The sequence below is a fragment of the Streptomyces sp. NPDC087787 genome (assembly GCF_044743035.1).
GTDB lineage: Bacteria > Actinomycetota > Actinomycetes > Streptomycetales > Streptomycetaceae > Streptomyces.
In genome coordinates this window covers 187,544-199,700 of sequence record NZ_JBIUVQ010000017.1, presented here as the reverse complement: position 1 = coordinate 199,700, position 12,157 = coordinate 187,544, and the positions used below count along the sequence as shown (strand labels likewise).

Below are 12,157 nucleotides of genomic sequence, written 5' to 3'. Positions count from 1 at the left end.
AGATCACCAACTGCGGACCGGCAGATTCCGCCCCGCCGCCACACCATCAGGCGACAGCAGATCCACTCAAAAACTCACGAACCGCCCACTCAGAGGCCGGCGCAGATGTCCCTTGCCTTTTGCAGGTCCCGCTTGCCCTCCTTGTCGATGTCATGGCTCCGCTCATAGCCCGACATCACCCGCAGGACGGCTTCCGCGAGTGGCTTGTACCGACGGTCGCCCGCGGCTGCCGATGCCGAAAGGTCAGTGGCGCCCGCGAGCCGGTATATCGCCACGTCGAACTCCGACCCATTGGTCTTGAGCTTCGCTTCATCCAGTCGATCGAGGGCGCGGCACGCATCGCGTGCGTCGTCCGCCGGGGCAGACGTGCCGGTCCGGCCGCCACCGCTGAGACCCCATGCCGCGCCCACGGCGCCTCCGCCGGCCAGGAGGCCGATCACCAGCACAGCGACCAGGATGCCGACAGGGCGACGGGGAGGCACGGGTACCGCGGAGGTCGGCGGGACGGGAGAACTGTATTGCGGCTGGGACGACATGGTGCCAACTTACGGCGTGCACATGCCTAGTGGATCACGGTGCCAACGCTGATCGCCGACGCTGCAGCCGGGCGGCTCACCGGCCCCTCGTAGGGTGGGCCCATGACGGAACGGGCCGCTCGGCGGCTGATGCTGGTGCATGCGCATCCCGACGACGAGTCGATCAACAACGGTGCGACCATGGCGCGCTACGCGGCCGAGGGCGCCCGGGTGACGCTCGTGACCTGCACGCTCGGGGAGCTCGGCGAGGTCATCCCGGACGAGCTGCGGCACCTGGAGGGAGCGGCCGGGCTCGGCCCGTACCGGGGGCAGGAGCTGGCCGCGGCCATGCGGGAGCTGGGCGTCGAGGACTTCCGGCTGCTCGGCGGGGCCGGGCGGTACCGGGACTCCGGGATGATGGGGCTCCCCGACAACGACGACCCGGGCTGCCTGTGGCAGGCCGGCCTCGACGACGCCGCCGAACACCTCGTCGCCGTGATCCGCGAGGTGCGCCCGCAGGTCCTCGTCACCTACGACGACAACGGCGGCTACGGCCACCCCGACCACATCCAGGCCCACCGCGTCGCCATGCGCGCCGTGGACCTGGCCGCCGACCCCGCCGTGCGCCCCGACCTCGGCGAGCCCTGGCGGATCGCCAAGGTGTACTGGAACCGCGTCCCGCGCCCGGTCGCCGAGGCCGCCTTCGCACGGCTGAAGGACGATCTGCCCGGGCTGCCGTTCGACGAGACGGCGGCGATCGACGACGTTCCCGGAGTCGTCGGCGACGAGCGGGTCACCACGGCGATCGACGGCGGCGCGTACGCCGCCGCCAAGGCCGCCGCGATGCGCGCGCACGCCACCCAGATCGAGATGGCCGAGCCGTACTTCGCCCTGTCCAACCGGCTCGCCCAGCCGGTCTTCACCACCGAGTTCTACGAGCTGGTACGCGGGGAACCCGGCGCCGCGCCGGGGGAGCGGGAGACCGATCTGTTCGCCGGCACCGGGAAGGAGGCGTCATGAGTTCAGGGGGAGGGGGCTCCACGCTCGCGCAGCCCCTCAAGCCGCCCTCCGCCGGGCGGGTCGCCGCGTACGTGGGACTCTTCCTGCTCGGCGCGGTGGTCGCGGTCGCCGGTGCCCTGGTGCAGGCCGCCTGGTTCCCCGGCGGGCTGCTGCTCGCGCTCGCGGGCGCCGCCGGGCTGTTCCTGGGCGGGGCGAGGGCCGCGCGCAGCCGGGGCGGGGCCGTGGCGGGCGCGGCCGGCTGGGTCGTCACCGTGTTCGTGCTCACCACCAGCCGGCCCGAAGGCGACTTCTTCTTCGCGGCCGACAGCGGCTCCTATCTCTTCCTGCTCGGCGGCATGGCCGTCGCTGTGATCTGTGCCACCTTGGCTCCGAGACGGCAACCGCACGACGACGACGCCCGACTTGGCAAGTGACGTACCACTTCTTCCCGGGGTGCCGGTAGGGGTCCACTAGGGGTTTACCCAGCGGTCCCGGGATAAGGGCCCCGAGCGGCCAGTATGGTGGTGCGCGCGCCGCCGAGCCGCCCGCACTGAGGTCGTAACGTGCGGCGGAGCCAATCGGGAGAACCTGCCTTGAGTCGTGAAACTGACACTCCGTCGTCCGGGCCCAACGGGCGCGGCGGAGCCGCCTACCCCTCGGGAACCCCGCCGTACGGAATCCCGGCGGTCTCCGACGACCGAGCGGACGCGGGCCGTTCGGCCGCACAGCCCGAGGAACGCAAGACCGAGACCACGCTGACGACGCGGATCCGGATCAACATCCCCGGATCCCGGCCGATTCCGCCGGTCGTCGTGCGGACGCCCGTCTCCTCGGAAGGATCCGAGAGCGACGCCGAGGACACCGGTGGCGAGGCCGAGCAGCCGGCCGCGCCGGCGCCCGAGGCCGCCCCGGAACCGCCCGCCGAGCCCGCGGCGCCTCCTGCGCCTGCGGCGGAGAAGGTGACCAGCGACTGGTTCGCCCCCCGCAAGCCCCAGGCCGGCAAAGGCGGTCAGGGCGGCGGATCCACCAACGGCGCGGGACTGCCGGGTGGTTCGGGCGCACGCGCGGCGATCGGGCCCGGCCCCGGTGCCTCCGGCCCGGGAAGCTCCGTGCCCCGGCCCGCGGGCGCCGGCTCCTCCGGGCCGGGCTCGACCGGCGGGGGCCGCCCCGGCGGCGTGACCGGCGCCATGAACCTGCCCGGCGCGGGGGGCGGCTCCCGGCCCGGCTCGCCCGGCGCCGGTCTGCCCGGGGTCACCGGCGGCCCCGTCGCCCCTGGCCACGGCGGCGGCACCGGGTCCTTCGACGTCACCGAGGCGCTGGGCGCGGGCCCGCACTCCGGCGGAGGGCCGCGTCGTGAAGACCTGGCGTACTTCTCCGACAGCGGCGGTCCGCAGGGCCCCAAGGGCCCGACGAGCGGCCCCGTCACCGGCGACGCGTCGCTGCGGCCGCCCGCGGGCGGCGCACCCGGCGGCGCGGGACGCCAGGGCGGAGTCCCCGGCGCGCGCACCAAGCATCCCGGCGGCGCTCTCAGCGACGACACCGCCGTCCTCACCCCGCAGCAGCAGTCCCCCCAGCCGGGCACCCCCGGTTACGGCGCCCGGCCGGACAACGTCTCCGGGAACACCGTCACCAGCGGCATGCCCGTCATACAGCCGGGGCTCGACCCGTTCGGACCGGACGCCGACTGGAGCGGGCCTCAGACGCAGACGCCGCAGCCGGCCCCGCAGAGCGCCGCCGCGGCCACCGCGCCCAAGGCCAAGAAGAAGGGCCGCAACAAGCTCGTCCTGCTCGGCGTCGCCGTGATCGGTCTCGCCGGTGTCGCCTACGGCGCCGGGCTGCTGATGAACCACTCCGACGTGCCCAAGGGCACCACCGTGCTCGGCGTCGACATCGGCGGCGGCACCCGCGACGACGCGGTCAAGAAACTCGACGACGCCTTCGGCAGCCATGTGAACCAGCCGCTGAAGCTGTCGGTCGAGGGCAAGTCCGTGACCCTCAAGCCGGACCAGGCCGGGCTCCAGTTCGACACCCAGGCCACCGCCAGCGCGGCCGCGACGAGCGACTACAACCCCGTGTCGGTGATCGGCTCGCTGTTCGGCAACCACCGGGTGATCCAGCCGCAGATGCCGGTCGACGAGGAGAAGCTCCAGGTCGCCCTGCAGAGCGTCTCGGGCGGCGCCGGTTCGGTGACCGAGGGCGGGATCAAGTTCCAGTCCGGCAAGGCCGTTCCCGTGTACGGCAAGCCGGGCAAGGGCATCGACGTCGGCGGCTCGATCCAGCTGGTCCAGCAGGCGTACCGCGTCCAGGTGGAGACGGGCTCGGCCACGCCGGTCCAGCTGCCCACGGTCACCCAGCAGCCGACGGTCCCCAACGCCGAGGTCGACCGGATGATGAAGGCGTTCGCGGAGCCGGCGATGTCCGGCAACGTCATCGCGAGGACGGACGCCACGCACTTCATCGAGTTCAGCCCGCAGAACTCCCTGTGGAAGTTCCTGCGGGTCAAGGCCGTGGACGGCAAGCTCGTCGACTCCTACGACGAGGCGGCGCTCAAGGAGCTGTACGGCAGCGCCTTCGAGGGGGTCACGATCGCCAGGGCCACCGGTGACAAGACCCCCGTCACGGTCCAGGACGTGATCGGCGCCCTGCGCCCGGCGTTGATGAGCAAGACCAACCGCGTGGGAGTCATCGACACCGACCCCAGCTAGCGACACCGCGGCAGCGGCAGAGGGCACCCGGTCCGGCACGGACAGGGTGCCCTCTCGTCTTTCTCCCGCTCCCTCGCCCTGTCACCTCGCGAACATGACATCCGTCATCCGGCAGTCAGGACCCGCGACACTGCCCGGCGCCCCCGCCCGTCGGCCAGCATGTCCGGCATGACGACAACAGCGGAGCGAGCCGGCACCACCACGGTGGTGGGGTTCGACCAGGTGACCAAGAGCTACGGGAACGTACGGGCCGTGGACGGGCTGACCCTCGCCCTGCATCCGGGCGAGACCGTCGCCCTGCTCGGCCCGAACGGCGCAGGCAAGTCGACCACCCTCGACCTGCTGCTCGGCCTCAGACAGGCCGACAGCGGCACCGTCAGCGTCTTCGGCACCACGGCGCGCGAGGCGATCGTCGCCGGCCGCGTGGGCGCCATGCTGCAGAGCGGCGGGCTGATGGAGGACGTCACCGTCGCCGAACTGGTGCGGCTCGCCTGCGACCTGCACCCCAAGCGGTTCAGGACCGCCGACGTGCTGGCCCGGGCCGGTGTCTCCCAGATCGCCGACCGCAAGGTGAACAAGCTCTCCGGCGGCCAGGCCCAGCGCGTCCGCTTCGCCCTGGCCACCGCCGGCGACAGCGACCTGATCGTCCTGGACGAGCCGACCACCGGCATGGACGTCTCCGCCCGCCAGGCCTTCTGGGCCACCATGCGCGAACAGGCCGACCAGGGCCGTACGGTCCTGTTCGCCACGCACTACCTGGAGGAGGCCGACGCCATCGCCGACCGGGTGCTCGTCCTGCACCGGGGACGGCTGCTGGCCGACGGCACCGCCGCCGAGATCAAGGCGAGGGCGGGGGCCCGGCGGGTCGCCTTCGACCTGGAGGGCGACATCGACGAGGCCGCGCTGCGCGCTCTGCCCTTCCTGACCTCGATGACCGTGAGCGGCCAGACCGTCCGCATCCAGTCCTCCGACGCCGACGCGACCGTGCACGCCCTGTACGGGCTCGGCGCCTACCCCCGCAACCTCGAAGTCGCCGGGCTCGGACTCGAGCAGGCCTTCGTCGCCATCACCGAGGCCGAGGAGGCCAAGCAGTCGTGAACAGTCTCATCAGGCTGGAACTCACCCGGGCCCTGCGCAACCGCAAGTTCCTGTTCTTCTCGGTGCTCTACCCCTCGATCCTCTTCCTGATCATCGCGGGCAAGGCGGACGGCGTCACCAAGGTCGACGGCACCGGCCTGACCGTCCCGACGTACATGATGGTCTCCATGGCCTCCTTCGGCGCCCTCACCGCCGTGCTCATGGGCAACAGCGAGCGCATCGCCAAGGAGCGCGAGAGCGGCTGGGTACGGCAGCTGCGGCTGACCACCCTGCCCGGGCGGGGCTACGTGCTCGCCAAGACCGCCGGCGCCGCCGTGGTCAGCCTGCCGTCCATCGTCGTCGTCTTCGTGGTCGCCGCCGCCGTCAAGCAGGTCCGTCTGGAGGCCTGGCAGTGGCTCGCCCTCACCGGCGCGATCTGGGCCGGCAGCCTGGTCTTCGCCGCGCTCGGCGTCGCCATCGGCTACCTCGCCAGCGGGGACGCGGTCCGCCCGATCACGATGATCATCTACTTCGGCCTGTCCATGCTCGGCGGTCTGTGGATGCCCTCGACCACCTTCCCGCGGTGGCTGCAGAACATCGCCGAGTGGCTGCCGACGCACGCGTACGCTGCACTGGGGCGCGCGATCGAGGAGAGCCAGGCCCCGCATGCGAAGGACCTCGCCATCCTCGTCGTCTTCTTCGCCCTGTTCGCGGGCGGCGCGGCCTGGCTGTACCGGAAGGACACGCTGAAGGCGTGAGCGTCATGACGGAAGACCCGCGGCCCGGCGAAGCACGGGCGGACCGGCTGATGCGCATGGGGGAGCCGTGCCGGAACAGGGGCGAGGCGCTGCGCAAACTGGTGTGGATCCTGCCCTGGCTGATCTTCCTCAGCTCGCCGGTGCGGGACCTGGTCTCCGGCGCCCACACGACCGCCGCCACCGCGGCCGGCTGGGCGGGCCTCACGGCCTTCACCGGGACCTATCTGGCGCTGGTCTACCGGAACATGGGACGGCCGTTCTCCGGGCGCGTCGTCGGCTGCCTCGTCGCCGCGCTCGGTGTCCTCGCCGTCGTGCTGTGCCTGACCCTCGGCTCGCAGTGGATCGGCCTGTTCGTGTACGTCTCCGTGGCCTGTGGCGCGACGAACCCGCTGCGGATGGCCTACTGGACGATCCCGCTGACCACGGCCGTGATGCTGCTCGTCGCCCAGCACACCGGCGCACAGGGCGAGTGGACCCTGTTCCTGCTGGTGACGCTCGTCGGCTTCGCCATGACCGGCGTGCGGCAACTGGTGCGCACCACGGTCGACCTGCGCAAGGCCCGCGCCACCGTGGCCCAGCTCGCCGCCAACGAGGAACGGCTGCGGCTCGCCCGCGACCTGCACGACCTGCTCGGCCACTCGCTGTCGCTGATCACACTGAAGAGCGAGCTGGCCGGCCGGATGCTGCCCGACCACCCCGGCAAGGCGGCCCAGCAGGTCGCCGACATCGAACAGGTCAGCCGCCAGGCCCTGGTCGACGTCCGCGAGGCCGTCACCGGCTACCGGCGCCCCCGCCTGCACGCCGAACTGGCGGGCGCCCAGGTGGCGCTGACGGCCGCCGACGTCGTCGCCGACGTGCCCGCCGAGCCCGACCTGCACGGCGTCACGGAGGAGAGCGAGTCCGCGCTCGCCTGGGCGCTGCGCGAGGCGATCACCAACGTCGTACGGCACAGCGGCGCCACCCGGTGCGCCGTCGGCCTGGTGCGCCGCCAGACCCTGGACGGGCCGTTCCTCGAACTGTGCGTCGAGGACAACGGCTCGGGCGGCACCACCGGCGTCGCCAAGGGCCCCGGCAACGGTCTGACGGGCCTGGCCGAGCGTCTGGAGAAGGTGAGCGGGCAGCTGGAGGCGGGGCGCGTCAGGCGCGGCTTCCGGCTCGTCGCCCGGGTGCCTCTGGCCTCCCGCGCGGACGTAGGATCCCCGGCATGAGCCGAACGATCAAGGTCCTCCTGGCCGAGGACCAGTCGATGGTCCGCGAGGCACTGGCCGCCCTGCTCGGCCTGGAGGACGACATCGAGGTCGTCGCCCAGGTGCCGCGCGGCGACGAGGTCGTGGCGGCGGCGCACGCCCACGGCGTCGACGTGGCCCTGCTCGACATCGAGATGCCCGGCTGCACCGGCATCGAGGCCGCCGCCCGGCTCCACAAGGAGCTGCCCGCGGTGAAACTGGTCGTGCTCACCACCTTCGGCCGCCCCGGCCATCTGCGCAGCGCCATGGAGGCGGGCGCGGACGCCTTCCTGGTCAAGGACGCCCCGGCCGCGCAGCTCGCCGCGGCGATACGCAAGGTGCTCGCGGGCGAGCGGGTCATCGACCCCACGCTGGCCGCGGCGGCCCTCGCCGAGGGCGCGAATCCGCTGACCGACCGGGAGCGCGAGGTCCTGCGCGCAGCGGCCGACGGCTCCACCAACGCCGAGCTGGCCGCCACCCTCCACCTGTCCCAGGGCACGGTCCGCAACTACCTGTCGACCGCGATCCAGAAGCTCGCCGTGCGCAACAGGACGGAGGCGGTGCGCATCGCGCGGGAGAAGGGCTGGCTGTAGGCCGGCCCCGCGGGCGTCTCCGGCAGTTCGGTTCAACCGGCCGGCGAGGTTCAGTTCAGCAGGGCCCGCGCCGCCCGCGCCTGCCCCCGCACCTGCTCGGCCGCGGGCTCGTCCACCACGCCCAGCACCTCCGCGTACGCCTCCAGCTCCCGCGCCCCGTCCACGAAGTCGCCCCGCTGCACGAGCAACTGCGCCCGCTCGTACCGCAACCGCGCCGGATGCGACGGCAGCAGCAGCGACAGCTCCACCGCCCACAGCGCCACGTCCGACCGCTCGGGCCGCACGGCCGCCCAGGCCCGGATGTTGTTCAGGATCCGGGACACGACCTCCAAGGGAGTCGCGGGCACCAGCATCGACGGGTCCAGCGGCGCTCCCGTCGCCCCGGCCACCAGCAGGTCGGCGTCCGCCCCCGTGAGCACCCGGCCCTCGTCGAACGGGTCCGCGAGCACCAGTTCCCCCGCCGCCCCGAACCCCACGACGAAGTGTCCGGGCAGCGCGACCCCGCACACCGGGGCCCCGGCCCGCCGCGCGACCTCCATCCACACCACCGACAGCAGGATGGGCAGCCCGCGCCGCCGCACCAGCACCTCGTGCAGCAGGGAGGACTCCAGCCGCTGGTAGTCCACCGCCGCGCCGTGGAACCCGTACCGCTCGCCGAGCAGCCGGCACAGAGCCCGCGCCCACTCCCGCGGCCCGCCCGGCCGGTACGGCAGCTCCCCGGCGAGCCGGTCCAGCTCCTGCTGCGCCGCGTCCATGCCGGCCTCGTCCAGCCTCCCGTCGGCCGCCGCACCCATCAGCAGGCACAGCGCCGCGAGGTCCGGCCGCTCGGACCGCACCTCCTCGCCGAACCGCCGGCGCACCGCGGCGGCCCGTTCCGGAGACGGTGGATGCGGGGGACGCATAGCAGGCTCGTGCCCTTTCACGACGATCCCTACGACGGGCCGGCGCCGGAGTTCCGCGGGGACCGCGGCTCCGGTCCGGCCGGCGACGGCCGCGGGTGTCCGCCGTCGCCGGGCTCCGGGGCGCGGTAGTGGTGGTACGCGTGGTGCGCGCCGAAGCCCATCCCGGCGTACAGCGCCCGAGCCGCGTCGTTCCCGGTCTCGACCTGGAGCCAGGCCGCCGAGGCGCCCTCGTCGAGGGCACGGCCGGCGAGCGCGGCGAGCACGGTGGTGGCCAGGCCCCGACGCCGCAGCGCCGGATCGACCTCGACGGCGGCGAAGGACGCCCAGCGGCCGTCGACGACACACCGTCCGATCGCCGCCGGAACACCGCCCTCGCCGGGAACCGTCGCGAACCACACCGACGGCCCGCTGCGGAGCACCTTCAGGGCCACCTCGCTCACTCCCTTGCGCTGATACCGGCCGAGCCACGCCTCGTCGGCCGTGCGGGACAGCACGACCCCGGAGCCCTCGGCCCGGTCGGCGACCGGCGCGAGCGCCCCGATCCACAGCTCGGCGCTCACCTCGCGCACCCAGCCCCGCCGCTCCAGCTCCGCGCACAGCGTTTCCTGCGTGCCCTCGGCGCCGGTGGCCGTCTGGAGGTACGCGGGCAGACCTCGCTCGCCGTACCAGCGTCGTACGGCATCCAGCGCCGCGTCGAGCGGAACCCCGGGATCGCCGAGCGGCAGCACCGAGTTGGCCCGCCGGGTGAACCCCGCCGCTGCCCTGAGTTCCCACTCGCCCAGCCGCGCGCTCTCCACCGGCTGCCAAGCCCGCGCCGCCACACGTGCCAGCTCCTCGTACGTGGCCGCCGGACCCCGCCGTCTGGCCGGTGCGGCCGGTACCACCTTGCCCGCGACCAGGGAGGATTCGGCGATCCGTACGGTCTCGCCACTCTTCCGTGTGATCAGCAGCACACCGTGGTCCCATGATGTGAGAACTCCGACCGTGTCGGTGAACTTCTCACCCGGCGCGCCAGGTTCGCTCAAGCGCCGAATTGAGACCCGTTTGCCCACATCAGCAGCGGTGATACGGACCTCGAGGCGTCCTGTCGCCGATATTTCCACAGGTCTGTTCACCCCTCCTGTTCGGATCATGCCCCGGAACGGAGATACTAGGGGCGGGCATCGACGACGCCGCGCTCCCGCGCGCCAGGCGGCGGAGCCTGTGGAGGCCCGCCAGCGCCCTATCGAGGAGGAACGACAGCGTGACCTACGTCATCGCGCAGCCTTGTGTCGACGTCAAGGACAAGGCGTGCATCGAGGAGTGCCCGGTCGACTGCATCTACGAGGGCCAGCGGTCCTTGTACATCCACCCGGACGAATGCGTCGACTGCGGAGCCTGCGAACCGGTCTGCCCGGTCGAGGCGATCTTCTACGAGGACGACACTCCCGAGGAGTGGAAGGACTACTACAAGGCCAACGTCGAGTTCTTCGACGAGCTCGGCTCTCCCGGTGGCGCCAGCAAGCTGGGGCTGATCGAGCGCGACCACCCCATCATCGCCGCGCTGCCGCCGCAGAACCAGTAACAGCGGCCCGTCTTCGCGCCGCCTCGGTCCCGTACGGCCTGATCGCACTCCAGCGCTCCGCCCGCCGCACGGGACCGAGGCGTTTTCCGGACCAGAAAGTGAGCCTGATCCCCGTGTCCGCACTCTCCGACCGGCTCCCCGCCTTTCCCTGGGACAAGCTGGAGCCGTACAAGAAGACGGCCGCAGCCCATCCGGACGGCATCGTCGACCTGTCGGTCGGCACCCCGGTGGACCCGGTCCCCGACCTGATCCAGAAGGCGCTGATCGGGGCCGCGGACTCCCCGGGCTACCCGACCGTGTGGGGCACGCCCGAACTGCGTGACGCGCTCACCGGCTGGGTCGGGCGCCGGCTCGGCGCGCGGGACGTCACCCACCGGCACGTCCTGCCGGTCGTCGGCTCCAAGGAACTGGTCGCCTGGCTCCCCACCCAGCTCGGCCTCGGCCCCGGCGACAAGGTCGCGTACCCGCGCCTGGCCTACCCGACCTACGAGGTCGGCGCCCGCCTGGCCGGCGCGGACCACCTCGTCTACTCGACGACACCGGGCGCCGGCGTGCCGGGCCCCACGGAACTGGACCCGGCGGGCCTGCGGCTGCTGTGGCTGAACTCGCCCTCCAACCCCACGGGCCAGGTGCTGCCCAAGGAGGAGCTGCGCAGGATCGTCGCCTGGGCCCGCGAGCACGGCGTGCTGGTCGTCTCCGACGAGTGCTACCTGGAGCTGGGCTGGGAGGCCGACCCGGTCTCGGTCCTGCACCCGGACGTGAACGGCGGCTCGTACGAGGGCGTCGTCGCGGTCCACTCGCTGTCCAAGCGCTCGAACCTGGCCGGCTACCGCGCCGCCTTCCTGGCCGGTGACCCGGCCGTCCTCGGCCCGCTGCTGGAGATCCGCAAGCACGGCGGCATGATGACCTCGGCGCCGACGCAGGCGGCGGTGGTGGCCGCCCTCGGCGACGACACCCACGTCCGCGAGCAGCGCGAGCGCTACGCCGCCCGCCGCGAAAGCCTGCGCGGGGCCCTGCTCTCCCACGGCTTCCGCATAGAGCACAGCGAGGCGAGCCTCTACCTGTGGGCCACGCGCGACGAGTCCTGCTGGACCACGGTCGCCGACCTCGCCGAGCGGGGCATCCTGGTCGCCCCGGGCGACTTCTACGGCCCGGCGGGCGCGGACTTCGTACGCGTCGCGCTGACGGCGACGGACGAGCGGGTCCGTGCGGCCGTGGAGCGCCTGGCCGGGTAGCCGGCGACGGCTCACCCGCGCCGGCACGGCGACGGAGTCCTCACGACGACGGGGTCCGGGGTTCGGAAACCCCGGACCCCGTCGGGTCGTTCGCGCGGTGCTCAGCCGATCGGCAGGCCGGAGACCGGCAGGGACGGCGTCGGCAGCCCGCCCTTCTTCGCCGTCTGCGCGGCGCCGCCGAGGAGCCCGCCCGCGGACCCCGCCGCGCTGCCCGCCGCCTTCTGCGCCGCCGGCGCCGCCTGCTTCACGACCTGGCGGCCGGAGTCGCCCGCGACCCCGGTGGCGTGCTGCGCGGCACCGTCCACGGTGTTGCCGACGCTCGCCGCGTCCAGGGCGGTCAGCCCGCCGAGGTTCGGGGCGGCGGGCAGCTCGGGGGCAGCGCTGGCGGCACCGGCCGCACCGACCCCGGCGGCCGCTCCCGCGGCGACGAGCAGCGCGGCACGGGCGATCCGGCGGGTCAGGGGGAGGGACATGTTGCTCCTTCGACGGAGGGAACGGACGCTCTGACTACCGCTCGAAGTCCGCGAAGGTTGCGGCGGGCCAATGTAAAGAGTTGGTAACGCGTCGCATTATCAGGTACGCG

General features: G+C 73.1%; 13 protein-coding genes. 9 read left to right on the top strand and 4 right to left on the bottom strand.

What is annotated here, in order from left to right; genetic code table 11:
* Positions 1-89: 89 nt before the first annotated feature.
* On the bottom strand, positions 90-446 hold the full coding sequence (locus ACIOWN_RS26335) for a hypothetical protein (protein ID WP_362346094.1): 357 nt from the start codon (positions 444-446) through the stop codon (positions 90-92).
* Between the two features lie 192 nt (positions 447-638).
* On the opposite strand from ACIOWN_RS26335, the gene mshB reads away from it, so the two are divergent.
* The 7 genes from mshB (at position 639) to ACIOWN_RS26300 (ending at position 7,873) form a co-directional block, all read left to right on the top strand.
* Positions 639-1,535: an N-acetyl-1-D-myo-inositol-2-amino-2-deoxy-alpha-D-glucopyranoside deacetylase gene (mshB, locus tag ACIOWN_RS26330; RefSeq protein ID WP_362346092.1), complete on the top strand. Its 897-nt coding sequence runs from the start codon at positions 639-641 to the stop codon at positions 1,533-1,535.
* Positions 1,532-1,948 (top strand): DUF6113 family protein, encoded by a 417-nt coding sequence (locus ACIOWN_RS26325; protein ID WP_362346090.1) that lies wholly within the window; start codon positions 1,532-1,534, stop codon positions 1,946-1,948. The genes mshB and ACIOWN_RS26325 overlap by 4 nt, the downstream gene beginning before the upstream one ends.
* 159 nt (positions 1,949-2,107) lie before the next feature.
* Entirely contained in the window at positions 2,108-4,219 is a 2,112-nt protein-coding gene (locus ACIOWN_RS26320; protein ID WP_401983465.1) for a hypothetical protein, read from the top strand.
* Between the two features lie 168 nt (positions 4,220-4,387).
* Positions 4,388-5,317: an ABC transporter ATP-binding protein gene (locus tag ACIOWN_RS26315; protein ID WP_401983464.1), complete on the top strand. Its 930-nt coding sequence runs from the start codon at positions 4,388-4,390 to the stop codon at positions 5,315-5,317.
* Positions 5,314-6,054, top strand: a complete 741-nt coding sequence (locus tag ACIOWN_RS26310; protein ID WP_398142738.1) for an ABC transporter permease — start codon at positions 5,314-5,316, stop codon at positions 6,052-6,054. The genes ACIOWN_RS26315 and ACIOWN_RS26310 overlap by 4 nt, the downstream gene beginning before the upstream one ends.
* Positions 6,051-7,262 carry a sensor histidine kinase gene (locus tag ACIOWN_RS26305; RefSeq protein ID WP_401983462.1) on the top strand — a complete coding sequence of 404 codons (1,212 nt, stop codon included), beginning with the start codon at positions 6,051-6,053 and terminating at the stop codon, positions 7,260-7,262. Before ACIOWN_RS26310 ends, ACIOWN_RS26305 begins: the two co-directional genes overlap by 4 nt.
* On the top strand, positions 7,259-7,873 hold the full coding sequence (locus ACIOWN_RS26300; RefSeq protein WP_362346080.1) for a response regulator transcription factor: 615 nt from the start codon (positions 7,259-7,261) through the stop codon (positions 7,871-7,873). The genes ACIOWN_RS26305 and ACIOWN_RS26300 overlap by 4 nt, the downstream gene beginning before the upstream one ends.
* A 50-nt stretch (positions 7,874-7,923) precedes the next feature.
* Here the strand turns inward: ACIOWN_RS26300 and ACIOWN_RS26295 are convergent, their stop codons facing one another.
* Together ACIOWN_RS26295 and ACIOWN_RS26290 are read right to left on the bottom strand one after the other, a co-directional pair.
* Positions 7,924-8,775 (bottom strand): transglutaminase-like domain-containing protein, encoded by an 852-nt coding sequence (locus ACIOWN_RS26295; protein ID WP_362346078.1) that lies wholly within the window; start codon positions 8,773-8,775, stop codon positions 7,924-7,926.
* A gap of 29 nt (positions 8,776-8,804) precedes the next feature.
* Positions 8,805-9,878 carry a GNAT family N-acetyltransferase gene (locus ACIOWN_RS26290; RefSeq protein ID WP_401983459.1) on the bottom strand — a complete coding sequence of 358 codons (1,074 nt, stop codon included), beginning with the start codon at positions 9,876-9,878 and terminating at the stop codon, positions 8,805-8,807.
* A gap of 140 nt (positions 9,879-10,018) precedes the next feature.
* On the opposite strand from ACIOWN_RS26290, the gene fdxA reads away from it, so the two are divergent.
* Together fdxA and ACIOWN_RS26280 are read left to right on the top strand one after the other, a co-directional pair.
* Complete coding sequence (fdxA, locus tag ACIOWN_RS26285) at positions 10,019-10,339, top strand: ferredoxin (protein ID WP_100568222.1); 321 nt, start codon at positions 10,019-10,021, stop codon at positions 10,337-10,339.
* A gap of 113 nt (positions 10,340-10,452) precedes the next feature.
* A complete protein-coding gene (locus ACIOWN_RS26280) occupies positions 10,453-11,574 on the top strand; it encodes a bifunctional succinyldiaminopimelate transaminase/glutamate-prephenate aminotransferase (RefSeq protein WP_362346076.1) in 1,122 nt (373 codons plus the stop codon).
* A 101-nt stretch (positions 11,575-11,675) separates the two neighbouring features.
* Here ACIOWN_RS26280 and ACIOWN_RS26275 read toward each other — a convergent pair whose 3' ends face one another.
* Positions 11,676-12,047: an ATP-binding protein gene (locus ACIOWN_RS26275; protein WP_401983458.1), complete on the bottom strand. Its 372-nt coding sequence runs from the start codon at positions 12,045-12,047 to the stop codon at positions 11,676-11,678.
* Between the last annotated feature and the right edge of the window lie 110 nt (positions 12,048-12,157).